The 17083-nt window shown below is 41.1% G+C and carries 15 protein-coding genes, 1 tRNA gene and 1 other RNA gene; 4 read left to right on the top strand and 13 right to left on the bottom strand.

Annotated elements, in window-relative coordinates:
- Nucleotides 1–169: 169 nt before the first annotated feature.
- From O3640_RS06520 to dnaG, 5 genes are all read right to left on the bottom strand, one after another.
- Nucleotides 170–257: transfer RNA gene (locus O3640_RS06520), tRNA-Ser, on the bottom strand.
- An 8-nt stretch (nt 258–265) separates the two neighbouring features.
- Nucleotides 266–614, bottom strand: a transfer-messenger RNA (tmRNA) gene (ssrA, locus tag O3640_RS06515).
- A gap of 114 nt (nt 615–728) precedes the next feature.
- Nucleotides 729–1067, bottom strand: a complete 339-nt coding sequence (locus O3640_RS06510) for a metal-sulfur cluster assembly factor (RefSeq protein ID WP_012000664.1) — start codon at nt 1065–1067, stop codon at nt 729–731.
- A 52-nt stretch (nt 1068–1119) separates the two neighbouring features.
- Nucleotides 1120–2232, bottom strand: a complete 1113-nt coding sequence (gene rpoD / locus O3640_RS06505; protein ID WP_008809216.1) for an RNA polymerase sigma factor RpoD — start codon at nt 2230–2232, stop codon at nt 1120–1122.
- Between the two features lie 2 nt (nt 2233–2234).
- Nucleotides 2235–4016, bottom strand: coding sequence for a DNA primase (dnaG, locus tag O3640_RS06500; protein WP_371586802.1), 1782 nt, complete (start codon nt 4014–4016; stop codon nt 2235–2237).
- A gap of 201 nt (nt 4017–4217) precedes the next feature.
- Here dnaG and mscL point away from each other — a divergent pair, with 201 nt between their 5' ends.
- The gene (gene mscL, locus O3640_RS06495; RefSeq protein ID WP_223349956.1) at nt 4218–4598 is read left to right on the top strand and encodes a large conductance mechanosensitive channel protein MscL; all 381 of its coding nucleotides are present in this window, start codon (nt 4218–4220) and stop codon (nt 4596–4598) included.
- 108 nt (nt 4599–4706) lie between these two features.
- Here the strand turns inward: mscL and rpsU are convergent, their stop codons facing one another.
- The 6 genes from rpsU to O3640_RS06465 form a co-directional block, all read right to left on the bottom strand.
- Nucleotides 4707–4883, bottom strand: a complete 177-nt coding sequence (gene rpsU, locus O3640_RS06490) for a 30S ribosomal protein S21 (RefSeq protein WP_000048054.1) — start codon at nt 4881–4883, stop codon at nt 4707–4709.
- Between the two features lie 127 nt (nt 4884–5010).
- Complete coding sequence (locus O3640_RS06485; protein ID WP_223349955.1) at nt 5011–5694, bottom strand: DUF4956 domain-containing protein; 684 nt, start codon at nt 5692–5694, stop codon at nt 5011–5013.
- Nucleotides 5695–5704: 10 nt separating this feature from the next.
- The gene (locus tag O3640_RS06480; RefSeq protein WP_223349954.1) at nt 5705–6436 is read right to left on the bottom strand and encodes a polyphosphate polymerase domain-containing protein; all 732 of its coding nucleotides are present in this window, start codon (nt 6434–6436) and stop codon (nt 5705–5707) included.
- 209 nt (nt 6437–6645) lie between these two features.
- Nucleotides 6646–8091 carry a M56 family metallopeptidase gene (locus tag O3640_RS06475; RefSeq protein WP_227955601.1) on the bottom strand — a complete coding sequence of 482 codons (1446 nt, stop codon included), beginning with the start codon at nt 8089–8091 and terminating at the stop codon, nt 6646–6648.
- A 14-nt stretch (nt 8092–8105) separates the two neighbouring features.
- Nucleotides 8106–8483 carry a BlaI/MecI/CopY family transcriptional regulator gene (locus tag O3640_RS06470; protein WP_008809223.1) on the bottom strand — a complete coding sequence of 126 codons (378 nt, stop codon included), beginning with the start codon at nt 8481–8483 and terminating at the stop codon, nt 8106–8108.
- Between the two features lie 109 nt (nt 8484–8592).
- Complete coding sequence (locus tag O3640_RS06465) at nt 8593–8946, bottom strand: DUF1304 domain-containing protein (protein WP_045773326.1); 354 nt, start codon at nt 8944–8946, stop codon at nt 8593–8595.
- 192 nt (nt 8947–9138) lie between these two features.
- On the opposite strand from O3640_RS06465, the gene O3640_RS06460 reads away from it, so the two are divergent.
- The 3 genes from O3640_RS06460 (at nt 9139) to O3640_RS06450 (ending at nt 13447) form a co-directional block, all read left to right on the top strand.
- On the top strand, nt 9139–10455 hold the full coding sequence (locus O3640_RS06460) for an FAD-containing oxidoreductase (protein WP_227955603.1): 1317 nt from the start codon (nt 9139–9141) through the stop codon (nt 10453–10455).
- Between the two features lie 112 nt (nt 10456–10567).
- A complete protein-coding gene (locus O3640_RS06455) occupies nt 10568–11536 on the top strand; it encodes an NAD(P)/FAD-dependent oxidoreductase (RefSeq protein WP_227955605.1) in 969 nt (322 codons plus the stop codon).
- Nucleotides 11537–11920: 384 nt separating this feature from the next.
- Nucleotides 11921–13447 carry an ATP-binding cassette domain-containing protein gene (locus O3640_RS06450; RefSeq protein WP_061582915.1) on the top strand — a complete coding sequence of 509 codons (1527 nt, stop codon included), beginning with the start codon at nt 11921–11923 and terminating at the stop codon, nt 13445–13447.
- 75 nt (nt 13448–13522) lie between these two features.
- Here the strand turns inward: O3640_RS06450 and O3640_RS06445 are convergent, their stop codons facing one another.
- Complete coding sequence (locus O3640_RS06445; RefSeq protein ID WP_223349948.1) at nt 13523–15259, bottom strand: ABC transporter ATP-binding protein; 1737 nt, start codon at nt 15257–15259, stop codon at nt 13523–13525.
- Nucleotides 15249–16991 (bottom strand): ABC transporter ATP-binding protein, encoded by a 1743-nt coding sequence (locus O3640_RS06440; protein ID WP_227221347.1) that lies wholly within the window; start codon nt 16989–16991, stop codon nt 15249–15251. Before O3640_RS06440 ends, O3640_RS06445 begins: the two co-directional genes overlap by 11 nt.
- Nucleotides 16992–17083: the final 92 nt, after the last annotated feature.

Here is a 17083-nt window from a genome sequence, read left to right as displayed (position 1 = left end):
AATTTCAATATGTTTTACAAAAATAAAAAGATGGAAACGAATCCATCTTTCTTCTGCGTATCAGAAAGTCTAAATAGTAGTCCCATTTTATATTTAGCCACCCAATCAGCAAAAAATTCCAATCCTTTTAAGCCAACAAAAAAAACGCCATTGGGCGCCTTAAATACTACGGAAGACATGGGATTCGAACCCACGCACGCTTTTACACGCCTACTGCGTTTCCAACACAGCCTCTTAAGCCTCTTGAGTAATCTTCCATTTTTAAATATGGAGCCGGTGGGAGTCGAACCCACGTCCAAACATCTGCCAACACATTTGTCTACAACCATAGGCTATGTATTGTTTTAACTTGATTTTGACACATAACTCAAGCCCAAATCAAGCGAGTCTATCAATCTCTTGTAAAATCACTAGACAAGATTCTACCGTAGCTTGCTAATAATAAGACCTGTCATCAGACACAAGCAATCCGAATCGGGTCACGCCCGCTGGTTTTTAGGCAGCTAAAGCGTAAGAAGTATTATTTTTTGCAGTTATATTTAACTGGCGTTTTACATCCGCTAGATGAGTCGCAAAATATGCCTCATAATGCCTGTCGAATCCGTAACGACCCCAAGACAATAAAATTATTATATCATATTTCAGCAAAATTGCAATTTTTTCAGATCAGATATTTATGATTTACTTTAATAAAAAATCTCGAACCCAGTTAGATTCGAGATTAATTATTATTTGATTCCAAGTGCAATTCTTGCGTAACGGCTCATTTTTTCAACAGTCCAAGCAGGATACCAAACTAGCTTAACTTCAACCTTAGTTACTTCTGGAATTTCTTCAAGAGCATCGTGGATTTGATCTGTCAGTAGATCAGCCAAAGGACATCCCATAGTTGTTAGAGTCATATCGATTTCTGTCTCACCATTTTCTTCGTTGAAACGAATTTCATAAATGAGTCCCAGATTGACAATATCAATCCCCAACTCAGGGTCGATTACTTGTTCCAAACTCTCAAGAATGCGGTTTTTAATGCCATCAATTTCTTCTGCTGTATATTTTTGCTCTGCCATCCTATCATCTCCTATTTAGTTCATATCTGTAGAATCTACATTTCACCATTTTTTAATCTTCAATGAAATCACGGAGTGGCTTGCTACGGCTTGGGTGGCGTAGTTTACGTAGAGCTTTAGCTTCGATTTGGCGGATGCGTTCACGGGTCACATTGAAGACTTTACCAACATCTTCCAAGGTCCGCATTTTACCATCATCCAAACCAAAACGCAGACGAAGAACATTTTCTTCACGATCTGTAAGGGTGTCTAAAACTTCATCCAACTGCTCACGAAGAACAACACGAGTTGTGTAATCAACTGGATTTTCAATTACTTCGTCTTCGATAAAGTCACCCAGATGGCTATCATCTTCCTCACCGATAGGTGTTTCCAGAGAAACTGGCTCCTGAGCAATCTTGAGAATCTCACGAACCTTATCTGGTGTCATATCCATACGCTCAGCAATCTGCTCAGGCGTTGGATCTTGGCCTAATTCTTGCAAGAGATTGCGTTGCTCACGAACTAGCTTGTTAATCGTTTCTACCATGTGAACTGGGATTCGGATTGTTCTAGCTTGGTCAGCAATCGCACGGGTAATGGCCTGACGGATCCACCAAGTTGCATACGTTGAAAACTTAAATCCTTTGGTATAGTCAAACTTGTCAACAGCCTTCATCAAGCCCATGTTTCCTTCTTGAATCAGGTCAAGGAACTGCATGCCACGTCCAACATAACGCTTAGCAATAGAAACTACCAAGCGAAGGTTGGCTTCAGCCAAACGTTGCTTAGCCTCAGTATCCCCCTGCTCTACCAAGATTGCCAATTCTTGCTCTTCTTCGTTTGTCAAAAGTGGAACGACTCCAATTTCTTTCAAGTACATACGAACAGGATCGTTGACTTTAGCTGAATTGCTACCTAAAAGTTCTTCATCAGTCAGCTCTGCTTCTTCCTCTTCGTTGTGTAAAACACGTGCACTTGGATTCCCTTCTTTATCTGTGATAGAGATCCCTGCATCTTGGATACGTTGCAATAGATCTTCGATACCATCTGCATCTAAGGTAAAAGGAATAATCAATTTATCATTAATTTCATCATCAATTGCCGTACCAGTTTTTTTATGGTTTCGAATAAATTCTGCAACTTGTACGTCAAATGTTGTTACTTCTTTTTGTTTTGTAGCCATTCCTACTCCATTCTTCTTTTCTGAGCGATCAAGCGCTCCAGTTCTTCAATAGCCGTATTAACATCACCATTATGAGATGCTTCTCGGACTTTTTTCCCAATTATTTGATTTTCCTTACGGAGCAATTCTTTATCTCTGATAGACTCTACTTCTGCCAATTCATTATCCGCAATTTCGCTAGGTAAATCTTCTTCTAAAATACGATACCAGGCTTGCTGGACTCCATCTGATTGCTCGGACAAATCTTGTGATGTCACTTCACCATTTTCGCAAAGTATCTGGTATAGAATCTGTAATTCAGGTGTTGCAAACTGAAAATCTTCTCTCAAACGGTAATCATTCAAAACAATAGGATATTCAATCATTCGATTAAGAAGGTGATTCTCAGCTTTTACTAAACGAGACACTTGCTTAGAAAGCGGAAGATTTGTCTGAAAATGAGGCTGTTGATAAACCTGTTCTTGCTGACTCTTTCGATTACTCAAGCGACTATTGTTAACAGCCTGCTCAACTTGCTGGTAATCAAAGTCTGGTAGAAGCTCTGCCAGCATATAAATATACGAATTCTGCGCCGTAATCGATGTGGCCTGAGCAATAATCGGAGCCATTTTCTCAACAAATTCAATCTGAGCTTGTAGATTCTCAGTATTTTCCGGTTTTAGATAGCGAATTAGAAACTCAACATCACTTATCCGAGTTTTGGTTAGCAAATATTGCAGTTCTTCAGGAGAATTTTTTTGAACAAATTCATCTGGATCCATTTGATCTGGAATAGAGACAATCTCAACAGATAAATCTTTTAATTCATCCAAAGCTTTAACAGTTGCTGCCTGTCCAGCCTTATCACCATCGTAAGATAAGATAACCTTTTTACAATACTTGCTAAGATGCTGAACATGTTCATGTGTCAAGGCCGTTCCCATTGAAGCGACTGCATTTTCGATACCTGCCCGGTAAGCTGCAATGACATCCATGAAACCTTCCATCAGATAGACTTCATGACTTTTCTTTATGGTTGCTTTTGCCTTGTCCAAATGATAGAGTTCATAGCTCTTATTGAAAATAGCTGTGCTGCGACTATTTTTATACTTAGCTTGATGACTATCAGTCGGAGGGGATTCCTCCCAAATCCTTCCGGAAAATGCCACTACCTGACCATTATCATTAGCCAAGGGAAACATGATACGATTTTGAAAAGCATCATAAACTAAATTACTCTCTGCCAGATTAAACAGTCCCGAGTTCATAATGGTTGCTTCATCAAATTTTTCAACCATACTCTGATAAAGATAGTTGCCTTCACTAGGGGCTAGGCCAATCTGAAAATGCTTAATGATCTCATCAGTCAATCCACGTTTGTAAAGATAAGCTCTGGCTTTTTCTCCCATCTTGGTCGTCATCAAGATAGCATGATAAAATTTCGCAGCCTCAGTATGAATATCATAGAGAGCTTGATACGGGTGTTGTCTTTTGGGTTGGGATAGTTCATTTTTATCAACTGCAAGTTGAATACCCGATCGTTCAGCAATTATTTGGACAGCTTCCATAAATGAAACGCCACGATATTCTTCGATAAACTTAAAAACATCTCCCGACTTGCCGCAACCAAAACAGTGGTAAAACTGCTTATCTTCAACGACATTAAAGGAAGGTGTCTTTTCTCCATGAAATGGACATAGTCCAAGAAAGTTGCGTCCAGCCTTAGTCAGAGCAACAACTTCTCCTATGACTTCGACGATATTGACGCTGTTTTTAATATCAGAAATGATTTCTTTATCAATCACCCGACAATACCTCCAATTTACCATAGAATACTATGTTATATTTTATAATAAATTAACAGAAAAGTAAAATATCAGCTACAGATTTACAAATAAACTTTAAAAGATAGACATGAAGATTTAACAATCCTATAAAACTAACCACTTGCAAAAGGTTATTATTTTCATTATAATAGATACTGATTAAAAAAAGGAGATATTTCTATGTTAAAAGAATTAAAAAACTTTTTACTTCGTGGCAACGTAGTTGACCTAGCTGTTGCTGTTATCATTGGTGCTGCTTTTGGTGCAATTGTTACTTCATTAGTAAATGACATTATCACACCACTTATTTTAAACCCAGCCTTGAGCGCTGCTGGTGTAGATAAAATTGCTGAATTATCTTGGAACGGTATTGCCTATGGTAACTTCCTAAGCGCGGTTATTAACTTCCTTGTTATCGGAACAGTTCTTTTCTTCATTGTTAAGGCTGCTGAAAAAGCTCAAAGCTTCGGTAAAAAACAAGAAGAAGTTGTCGAAGAAGAACCAGCTCCAACTGAACTTGAAGTACTTCAAGAAATCAAAGCTTTGCTTGAAAAAAAATAATATAACAAAAAACCTGAAAGTATATGTTCAGGTTTTTTTATTGCATTCCTACAATAACGTAATAGTTCTTTAACAAAAAAACAGCCCTGAGGCTGTTTTTTATTTCAATTAGAATTTCTTGCGCTTACGAGCTGCTTCTGATTTACGTTTACGTTTTACAGAAGGCTTTTCATAGAATTCACGTTTGCGTGTTTCTTGAAGAGTACCAGCTTTAGTAACAGCGCGTTTGAAACGGCGAAGAGCGTCATCAAGAGATTCGTTCTTACGTACTACTGTTTTTGACATGTTTTTCACTCCCTTCAAGTTCAGAATCTAGTTAATGATATCATATTAGGGAATTCATGTCAAGTTTTTTTTGAATACTATGTGTCTGTTCTTTTTGAGATTTCAAAAAATTACTCTAAAATTCACTTTACAATGTTTTATTCTTTTTAGCAGCTTTGGAAATAGTCATCGACAAAACCTTATCATAGACGAGAAACTGCTGCATGAGCTTACTATCACTTATCTCCGGTAATAAATCAATGACGTATTCCAACTTGATCAATTGCTTTTCAGCTGCTTCAATTGATGTCATTTCAACACTTTTACAGTTAGCTGAAAAGATAGCTTCAAAGAGTAATTCATAATCAAAATTAGCAGGAACTTTCATTTCCACATATCGCCTAGTCTGGCTAACAGAGGTAAAATTCATTTTTTCAAAAATCAACCAAACAAAGGAAATTGATAGGGTAAAAACGACAGCTAAAGCAACAAATCCCATCCCTGTTGTAATTCCGATGGCTGTTGCCATAAAGACTGCCAAGAGCTCTTTTGATCCTCCTGCAGCAGATCGAAAGCGAATCAAACTGAAAGTTCCTGCTACAGCAACACTGGTACCTAAATTGCCATTAACTAGTAAAATAATAATAGAAATAATAGCAGGTAACAGAGACAAAGTAATAACAAATTCTTTTGTATAAATCGTTTGACGTTTATATACCTTGGCTAAAACAATCCCTAAAATCAAGCTTGTGATCATTGAAAAAATCAGAGCTAAGGGATTAATTTTCACTTCAGCCGAGGAATAAATACTATTAAATAACTGATTGAGCATTGAGATCTCCTTAAGACTTGACTGTGTGGCTTAATCTTTCTTTTGTCTGTAGGTATGCTTTGCCATATTTTGAGAAGGATTGATCTATGAGACCAAATTTATTGAGAATGTCAGCCATCCATTGAGGATATTGACCAGGGAACTTAATTTCCATAATGACTTTTCCATCTTCTAGCAAAGGCCAGCCATAGCGTCCAGAAGTCAACTCAACATCATAATCTCTATATCGAATATTTGAATCAACAGTCACACGCACCTTCTTATCCTCTAATCCCTTCATAGAATAACGATCATAGCCAATCACCATTTTTGGTTTTAAATCTAGATAGCGCTCTTGTAATGCTTCTACTTCTGCCTTCACTCGATCGTCAGAAATAGTAGAATCTGCTAATCCATTTTCAATGAAATTTACAACCGAAACTGGATTAGAGACTAGGCGATACTTAAATCCAACTTCTTCAGACTTTTTCTTAATTTCTAAGAAAACTTGACAATCATCTGTCGGTTGCTCTGCATAAGTTCTCATTCGTAACTTTTCACGTCCTCCTTTGCGAGCAATCGAATCTTGAATCATCTGAAAATCATCATCATCAAAATAGATATTTGTTATAGTGGATCTTGCATAGTCATCAGCAATAAGATAAGGCGCCATCTCAGCCTCTAAACGCTCTAATGTGGCCCGGTCTAATATATACTTAGTCTCGATACGCTGAAAGTTTGTTTGAATCTTCTTTTGTTTCATGGGGATTCTCCTTTTTTGTTCTACAAATGTAGTTTAATGGTTTAAAAGAAAGAGAGCAACTGCTCAAATCCTAAAAATTTTTATTTCTACATTTGTCGTTTATAGTTATATTCTACACTTGTAGTTTTTGTTTGTCAAGAAATTTTTTCAAAAAATATAAAACTCTATCTATTTAGGTTCATATTAAACCTAAATAGATAGAGTTAATTTTAATCATCATCGTCATCCTTATCATCATCGTCGTCTTTATCGTCATCATCTCGAGAAGATGAAGTCTGACTCTTACTTGGTGATGGAACTGTTGTGACACTTGGACTACTACTAGGGGTTGTCACAGCTGGCTGATTAGTATCTGTTGAAGTATGATTCGAACTTGGGACTTCTTTCTCAACTGTCACAGTCTTTTCGACTACAGTGTGTTGTTTAAATTTTAAAACTTTTCCATTCTTTGCATTGATTAGAACTTCATGGGCAGTTTGACCGTGAGAAAAATAGATTTGGTAATTGTCCTTATCTCGAACAATCTTTAAATCTTTAATATCTTTTTCGCCAAGACCTAAATCTTTCAAGGCGACAGCCAAAGCCTGATCTTGACTAAATTCTTTAGATACTTTTTTATTGATTACTTTCTGTGTTTTTTGAACATTCATTGCAGAAGTTTCGATAGCAAAGACCGAGCTAGTCAAAAGCAAGAGAACTGAAACAGCTACTACGAAAACAGTAGACAATAACTTCTTAGGTAGACGACTATCCATAATGCTGATAATCCGTCTCTTTAGATTAAATTTTTCAGAGTAAAAGCAGGTCGTCAGAGCAATCGGAGTCTTTTTACTGCGATCAATCATGGTTAAAATTGTCTCTCCATAAAAAGTCCGGTAATGCATATCCTGATCATTTAAGACATCATAATCACAATACATTTCTCCTACTTCTTGAGTTTCACGACAAGCTAGGCGAACTATTGGATTAAACCAATGAAGACTTTTAACAAGGATCGCTAAAAGATTAATCAAGACATCATAGTGTTTGTAGTGTGTCAGTTCATGTCTGAAGACAAGTTGCAGCTCTTCCTCAGTGTAGTCCGACTCTGGTAATACAATCAATATATCTCTGAAGCCAATTAGCATAGGACTTTGTGACATAGGGTAGTGAAGCAGGCGAACCTTGTTTTTAATTCCCATCTCTTCTTGGATCTTTTGTAATTGAATCAGAGCTTTTTCATCTTCAATGGGAGTCCCCCATCGTTTTAGCATCTTTCTAAAAAGAATATAGGAATAAGCATATCGAGCGATGCTAAAGACAAAGCCCAGCAACCATATTGAAATAAGAATCTCGAACCAAGGCAAATTTAGAAAAGTTTGCCACAGATTGGGCTCAATCGTTTTTTCAGTAACTTGAGAAGCTACTTGTGCTGTTCCAGAAGGAACCTGTGTAGCCACTGTATTGATCGTTGATCCTGCATTCATTCGAATCAAACCTGAACCAAACTGAGGGCGGAATGGAAAGAGAAAACTCAGCAAAACCAAAAACCAAATGACATATTTTGCTCGGGCTGAAACCCGCGTCTTAAAAAGCGCAAAAAGTAAACTAAGTAGGATTACTAAAATCGAGGTAGTAAGACTGGTTAACAAAAAAGATAAAAGGAATTGCTTCATGGTGATGACTCCACTTATTTATTCTGATCAAGTAAACTCCTCAACTCGTCTAATTCATTGTCTGACAAAGAATTAGATGAAAAGAGAGTTTTAACAAGGCCCCCCATGGAATGACCACTATAACGCTTTAGAAAATCTGAAGTTTCTACTTCTAGGTATTCATCTTCTGAGATAATGGCCGTATACTGTCTTTCACGTCCCTTACGGACACTTTCTAAAAAGCCTTTTTCCGTTAAGCGAGCTAAGACAGTTAACAGGGTCTGGGGTTTCCAATGGTTATCTTCGCCCAGTTTTTCCATAATTTGGGCAGAAGTTGTTGGGTTTGGCAATTGCCAAATTACTTTTAAAATAGTAAATTCTCCGTCAGGCAAACGTTTAATGGATGTTTTCATAGTCTTCCCGTCTTTCTATATTCTATTCTCATCTTTATTCTACACTTGTCTAATTAAAAAGTCAATCCTTATGCAAAAAAGAGTGAGAAATAAAATACTCCCACTCTTTTTAGAAAAATAAACTGATTAAGGTCAGTATAGCTAACCCTCCCTGCTTAAGCAAGATTTTCGGATCACTAGTCAATGCTCCATAGGCCGCCACTAAGATAATGTAAATCATAAAGATAGCCATCCAAAAAGAATCTTGGGTAAAAACAGCTAGTAAAACCAAGACAGCAATCAAACCATTATAGACTCCTTGGTTTTTAAAAAGAGTGTTAACCGATTCCCTCTCAAGCTCCTCCTGAGTCATGTTAAAGACTCGAGCTGTTATTTTTGAAGCTGTTGCAAATGTCTCCAAATACATGATATAAAAAAATTCTAAAGAAACTAAAATTGCTGAAATAATAGTAAATATAGACATCTTGTCCTCCTTCTTTTAAAACCTAATTTAATCAGTATAACATAGAAATCAACATGAAAGGAAAATATTGCTCAAAACGTATACATATCACTTTTAAATGTCAAATAAAGAGCATAAATAAAATAGGCGTAGCAGAAATCAGCAATTTCTGACTAGATGTGATACAATCTTTTTGAAAAATGGAGGTAAATTATGTTAACTTATGATCTGATTGTTATCGGCTTTGGTAAGGCTGGTAAAACATTGGCTGCTAAAATGGCAACCCAAGGAAAAAAAGTTGCTTTGATTGAGCGAAGCAAGGCTATGTATGGGGGAACCTGTATCAATATCGCCTGCATCCCAACCAAAACTCTCTTAGTCGCAGCTGAAAAGGGCTTAACTTTTGACCAAGTCATAGCTGAAAAGAATGCTGTAACTAGCCGCCTTAATAGTAAAAACTATGCAGGAGTTAGCGGTGCTGGTGTCGACATTATCGATGGGGAAGCTCATTTCCTTTCCAACAAAGTCATCGAAATCACAGCTGGTGATGAAAAAGAGGAACTGACTGCTGAGACTATTGTCATCAATACTGGTGCTGTTTCCAATGTCCTACCGATTCCTGGATTGACTGATACCGAGCATGTCTATGACTCAACTGGCATTCAAAATCTGAAGGAACTTCCTAAACGCTTAGGAGTTCTGGGTGGCGGTAATATCGGCCTAGAATTTGCTGGACTCTACAACAAATTGGGCAGTCAAGTAACTGTACTGGATGCTGCACCTGTCTTTCTCCCTCGAGTAGAACCTTCTATCGCTGCTCTAGCTAAGAAGTACATGGAAGAAGACGGAATCCGGCTCTTACAAAATGTTCGTACCACACAGGTCAAAAATGATGGTGAAGAGGTTGTCGTTGTGACAGAGGATGGAGAATTCCGCTTTGATGCTCTGCTCTATGCTACTGGACGCAAACCGAATATTGAGCCACTTCACTTGGAAAATACTGACATTGAGCTGACAGAACGCGGAGCTATCAAGGTTGATAAACACTTAGAAACATCTGTACCTGGTGTATTTGCAGCGGGCGATGTCAATGGTGGTCTGCAGTTCACTTACATCTCACTAGATGACTTCCGTATCCTTTATAGCTATCTGGCTGGCGATGGCAGCTACACACTAGAAGACCGTAAAAATGTCCCTACCAGCATGTTTATCACACCTCCTTTAGCTCAAATCGGATTGACTGAAAAGGAAGCGCAAGAGCAAGGACTGCCGATTGCAGTGAAGGAGATTCCAGTCGCAGCAATGCCCCGCGGACATGTCAATGCTGACTTACGCGGTGCCTTCAAGGCTGTTGTCAACACTGAAACCAAGGAAATCGTTGGAGCAACAATCTTCTCAGCTGGAGCTCAGGAAATTATCAATATCCTGACTGTAGCCATGGATAATAAAATTCCTTACACTTACTTGAGCAAGCAAATCTTCACCCACCCAACGCTGGCTGAAAACCTTAATGATTTATTTGCTATCTAATTTCAAGCCCCATCAGGGGCTTTTAATATTAGGTAAACTTACTCACTTACATTTCTCCCCCTTTTTGTGGTACAATAATGCTAGTTTATTTTAAAAAAGATTGAGGAAAATTATGTCTGAACTGTATGATATTACGATTGTCGGCGGTGGTCCAGTTGGCCTATTCGCAGCTTTTTATGCTCATCTGCGCCAAGCCAAAGTTAAAATTATTGATTCCCTGCCTCAGCTGGGCGGTCAGCCAGCCATTCTCTATCCAGAGAAGAAGATTCTGGATGTGCCGGGCTTTACCAATCTAACTGGCGAAGAACTGACTCAGCGTCTGATTGAGCAGCTGGAAACTTTCCAGACTGAGATTTGTCTCAACGAAACAGTGTTGGATATCGTGAAAGGCGAAGAGGGCTTCACTATTACGACTTCTAAAGCGAAGCATCAGACCAAAACCATTATCATCGCCATGGGAGGTGGTGCTTTCAAACCGAGAGCTTTGGAGCTAGATGATACTGAGATCTACAGCAACCTCCACTATCATGTGTCAAATATCAGCCAGTACGCTGGCAAAAAGGTTGTTGTTCTGGGCGGTGGCGACTCAGCTGTTGACTGGGCGCTAGCTTTTGAAAAAATCGCAGAAACCAGCCTAGTTCATCGACGGGATAACTTCCGAGCTTTGGAGCATAGTGTGGAAGAACTCAAGGCTTCTAGTGTTAAGATTAAGACACCATTTGTACCTAGTCGATTGGTCGGTGAAAATGGCAAGATAACCCACTTGGAAATCAGCCGAGTCAAGGGAGAGGAAAGTCAGCTTTTACCTCTAGATCATCTATTTGTCAACTACGGTTTTAAATCCTCTGTCGGCAATCTCAAAAATTGGGGCCTAGAGCTCAACCGTCACAAGATTTTGGTCAATAGCAAGCAAGAAACCTCCGTACCAGGTATCTATGCTGCTGGAGATTGTTGCAGCTATGAAGGTAAGATCGACTTAATTGCGACTGGGTTAGGTGAGGCACCTACTGCTGTCAACAATGCTATTAACCATATCTATCCTGAGCAAAAAGTCCAACCCAAACATTCTACAAGCTTATAATATAAAAACGCAATCGAGGTTGGGATATACTGTCTCAGCCTTGTTTTCTATTGACTTTCTTAGTTCCTTCTGCTAAACTGTAGTCAAGTATATTTCGGAGGTACACGGAGACATGAAAAATTAAGTCTATTTTTTAAAGGAAACTTTATTTAGTAGATTTTGTCATGTTTCTGCATATCCGCGGGACTTCCGTTTTTTTTTGTGCTTTCAAGCTTCTATGGCTTATATTTAGATCAATCCTGTCGCTCCTATGACAGTGCAAGTTGTAAGTCTACAAACGAATTCCCCTATTTAGACACTCCTGTGTCTGATTTGTGCAATAAAAAACAGCTCTGCTAAATAAAGCAGGGCTGTTTTTTGTTTTAAAAAATGAAGGAGACATCTATGCTGCAAATAAGAAATCTAACCATTACCCACCTAAAAGACCTGAAGGAATTAGTCAAAGATTTGTCACTGACAGTCAATCAAGGAGACAAGGTCGCTATTATCGGTGAGGAGGGCAATGGCAAGTCCACCCTGCTCAAGCTCTTGCTAGACGAGCGACTAGTCAGCTCCTATGTCAGCTACAGCGGACAAATTGATAAGTCCTATACTGCTGCTGTTTATCTGCCCCAGCAGTTGCCTTCAGAAGATGCCCAACTGACGCTCAATGACTATTTCTTTGCTGATTTTGAGACAGAGCTGGACTATGCCAAGCTCTATCGCTATGCTGGAGAGCTCAACTTTGACAGTCAGCGTTTTGCCAGTCAGCAGCAGCTCTCTAGTCTATCTGGAGGAGAAAAGCTCAAGGTCCAACTCATCAAGAAACTAGCCAGTGATTGGGATATTCTCTTTCTTGACGAGCCCTCTAATGACCTTGATCTCGAAACTCTGACTTGGCTGGAAAACTTTATCAGCCACAGCCAGAGAACGGTCCTTTTCGTCTCTCACGACGAGCACTTCCTCGCTCAAGCCGCTACTAAGATTGTTCATCTGGAGCGAATCAAAAAGAAGCAGGAGGCCAGAACCAGCGTCAAGAGTCTGGACTATGAAAATTACCGCCATCAGCGTCAGGAGGCCTTTGAAAAACAAGGTCAATTGGCACGGAAAGAGCGGGAAGAACACGCCAAGACCATGGAAAAACACCGACGGGTTAAGCAGAGTGTGGAGCATACTTTACGAAACACCCATGACGCTACTGCAGGTCGACTGGTGGCTAAGAAGATGAAAAATATTCTCTCGCAGGGTAAACGATTTGAAAAGGCAGGCACTGAAATGACCGAAATCCCGACACAAGAAGATGTCATCAGCCTTCACTTCTCAGACATAGAAGCTCTGCCATTGACCAAAAGAATCCTCAAATTAGAAGGAATGAAGCTGAAAACAAACGAACGACAACTGGCGGAGAACCTGACTCTGGAGGTCTGTGGCCAAGAAAAAATCGGACTGATTGGTGCTAATGGTGCAGGAAAATCCACTTTGCTTAAGGAAATATGGAAGATCCTGCGTGAGCGTACAGATATACGAGTCGGCTACATGCCACAGCATTATGGTGACTTGCTGGCTGATGAGAGCAGTCCCTTGGACTTTCTGGCTCCCTCTGGCGACAAGTCCCAGAAGGAGAAAATCCTGACTCATCTAGCCAGTCTCCAGTTCACGCGCGACGAGGCCCGCCACCCGATTGGGCAGCTTTCCGGTGGCCAAAAAGCCAAGCTCCTCCTGCTCAAACTAGTCTTAGACCGCCCCAATGTCCTCCTTCTGGACGAGCCAACCCGCAACTTCTCTCCCACCTCTCAGCCTCAGGTTCGCCAGCTTTTGGCGACCTATCCTGGCGCCATTATCGCTGTCTCCCATGACCGGATATTTCTCAAAGAAGTCTGCCAGAAGATTTATAAACTGACGGAGACAGAATTGGAGGAAGTTGAACTATAAGCAAAAAGAGTTGGAAATTCCAACTCTTTTAGTTTTGTTTAGCATCAATCTGTGAGTTTTAATAAAGCTCCCCTTCTACTCCTGAGCCGTCTGCATTTGGTAATAAACACCTCTGGCTGCCATGAGCTCCTGATGATTCCCATGTTCGACAATATCACCATCTACCATGACGAGAATGATATCAGCATTTTGAATAGTGGACAGACGATGGGCGATGATAAAGCTAGTCCGTCCCACCATGAGCTTGCTGAAAGCCTCCTGAATCAAGACTTCTGTCCGAGTATCGATGGAGGAAGTCGCCTCATCCAAGATTAGGATTTTAGGAACAGAAAGGAAGACGCGGGCAATGGTCAAGAGCTGCCGCTGACCTTGAGACAGGGAGTCCCCAGCATCCGCCAGATAGGTGTCATACCCCTGAGGTAGCTGCTGGATAAAGAAATGAGCGTTGGCCGCCTTGGCAGCTTCAATGACCTCTTCTCGGCTGGCATCTGGCCGACCAAAAGCTATGTTGTTGTGAATGGTCGCCGTCTTGAGCCAAGTCTCTTGCAGTACCATACCGAACTGCTGACGATAAGAAGCTCTGGTGTAATGACTAATGGGAACATCGTCTAGCGAAATAAGACCACTATCAACATTGAAAAAGCGCATGAGGAGATTGATCAAGGTAGACTTGCCAGCACCAGTTGGCCCGACAATGGCGACCTTGCTAGCTGCTGGAATCCTTATATTCAAATCCTGAATCAGCTCTTTGCTAGGCTCATAGCCAAAAGCCACATGCTCAAAGCTAATCTGTCCTCTAACATCTTCAGACTGAAGAATTTCCTGGCCAGGCTCCGCTATTTCTTCTTGGCCCAAAACGCTGTAAATCCTCTCCGCACAAGCTAAAGCGCTCTGCAATTCCGACATGACTGACGATATATCATTGAAAGGCTTGGTGTACTGGTTGACGTAGTTGAGAAAAGTTACCAGCTGCCCAACCGTAAAACCTGTTCCCTGAATGATTCGGACAGCCCCAAAGCCTACAATCAAAGCATAGATCAGAGCATTGATAAAACGAGTCGAAGGATTGACTGTTGATGAATAGAAAATAGCCGCCTGCGAATAGTCTGCATAGATTTGATTACTGCGGGTAAAAGCTGTATCAAACTGCTCCTGAGCATTAAAGGCCTGGATCAGACTTTCTTGAGTCAAACTTTCCTCAATCAGCTGGGTCTGTGCTCCCCTCGCCTGTGTCTGTCGTTGGAAAAAGCTAAAACTCTTTCTGGCAATAAAGCGAGCTAAGAAGAGAGAAAGGGGCGTCAAAAGCAGAACCAAAAGCAAGAGAAAAAAGTCCAATCTGGCCATACTAATGATGGTCACTAAAATTGTTAGCAAACCCACAAAAAACTGATTAAAAACCATAAGCAAACCATTGCTGAGCTGCTCCAAATCAGTCGTCACCCGACTAACCAAATCACCTGTTCCCTGCCGGTCCAGATAAGCCAAAGGCAGATAATGAACTTTCTTGATAACACCTTGCCGGAGTTGCTGGCTATAGCGATAGACCAGCTGATTATAGAGCAAGGGATTGAGCCACTGAATCAGCGTATTGGCTAAGATGACTAACAACATCTGGCCCAAAATCGGCACCAAATGCTGGTCCGCTTGAGGAAGAAGAACACTATCAACCGCATTTCCGATTAAAACTGGAAGAAGAACAGTCAGAGCCACTTGAGCCACCGTTCCCAGACTAGCTAGGAGAAAGAGCCAGCGCGCCTGTAGCAAGTCTCGAGTCAAACGCCTCAAGCTACTAGATGATGTCTTATGCTTCATGCTTTCCCTCCTCTCCTTGACTATGCTGTGATTGATGGATTTCTCGGTAAATGGCAGAGCTGATTAGGAGTTCCTCATGGCGACCAAGGGCCACCTGTTCTCCCTTATCTAGGACTAAGATTTGATCCGCTGAGCGCAAACTATTGGTCCGCTGAGAGATCAAGACCAGACTGGTCTCTGTCAATTCATTCTTGATAGCCTGCAAGAGTCTTGCCTCTGTCAGATAGTCCAGAGCAGAGGTTGCATCATCTAAAACCAAGAAAGGCGCTCTCCGCAAGACAGCTCTGGCAATGGTTAAACGCTGACGCTGACCGCCAGAAAAATTCCGACCAAAGGCCTCTACAGTCGCATCCAAGCCACCTTCCTTCTGAGAGACAAAGTCCGCCGCTTGAGCAATCTCTAAAGCCTGCCACAAGTCTGCGTCTGTTGGCTTGCTTGACATGCCCAAGGTCAGATTGGAACGAACAGTTCCTTGGAAAAGCTCCGCCTTCTGAGGCACCAGACTGATCCAAGACCGCCATTCGCTGAGATTTTTAGGACTGCGTCCTTGGGAAAAGATGGTCAACTGACCAGCAGCCACAGGATAAAGATGAGCCAGCAGCTGGACTAGAGTAGACTTCCCTGAACCTGTCCCGCCAATAACACCTAAAGTCTGACCTCTTTTCAAATCAAAAGTCAGACCAGTCAAGGCTGGACTAGCCGCATTGGGATAGGAAAAGCTGACCTGCTGGACTTTAATGGCTTGATTTGGCAGAGCTGTTTCCTGCACTAATTCCTGCAGGACATCTTCTTCTGCTTGCTCGAAGACTTGACTAATGCGACCTGCACTGATATAGCTTTGATTGAGAGAATTGACTAGCATAGCTAGCTTGAGCAATTCCACCAAAATCTGCAATAAATAATTGACCAAGGCCACTAGCATTCCCTGAGTCAACAAGCCCTTGCCGATAAAGGTATTCCCCTGCCAAATCACAGCAATCAGGGTACCATTGACCGTAAGAAAGGTCAGAGGACTAATCAGACTAGCCAGAGCTCCCGTCCTGATTTGCCAGGTTTTATAGAGCTCGTTGCGATTGCGAAAACTCTGAATCTCACGCTGGGTCTGACCGAAAGCTCGTATAACCCGCATGCCCTGTAGCTGCTCACGAGTCAGATTGACTAGCTGGTCAGTCAGCTGACGAATCTTGGCATAGAGGGGATTCATCAGACGAGACATGAAAACGATAATAGCCGTTAAAATTGCTACCATGAGCAAAAACCACAAGGTAATGACTGGACTGATAGTAAAGGCCATGATGATGGAGCCAAAAACAATGATAGGCGCCCGCAGGAAGAGACGAAGAAATTGATTGATGCCCGTCTGGATCTGATAGGTGTCACTCGTCAGTCGAGTCACCAAGCTAGAAGTCGTCAGCTCATCCCGACTAGCCTTAGGCAAACGCAGGATTTTTTGATAGAGGTCGCTTGTCATCTGACGAGTAAAGCCCACTGCCGCCTTTGACGAATAATACTGGGCTACCACTGCTACCACCACGCCCAGCGCAGCCAAGCCCATCAAAAGAAAAACCATCCAGTAGAGATGGGAGCTGTCGTGTCTAGGAATGGTCTCATCCACAATACCCGCAATCAAAAGCGGAACCAAGAGTTCAAAACTGGCCTCCAAGAGCTTAAACAAGGGTCCCAGCAAAGACTCCCTGATATAGCCCTTGAAATATTTCAATAAATCTTTCATACTGCCTACTTCTCCATTAAACTTTATTTATTTTACCATAATTTTCAAAGGCTAAAAAATATTCTCCTTCTGACCAACAGAAAGAGAACATT

This window comes from Streptococcus sp. 27098_8_75 (assembly GCF_041432475.1).
GTDB classification, from domain to species: Bacteria; Bacillota; Bacilli; order Lactobacillales; family Streptococcaceae; genus Streptococcus; species Streptococcus gordonii.
This window is presented reverse-complemented; position numbering and strand designations above follow the sequence as displayed.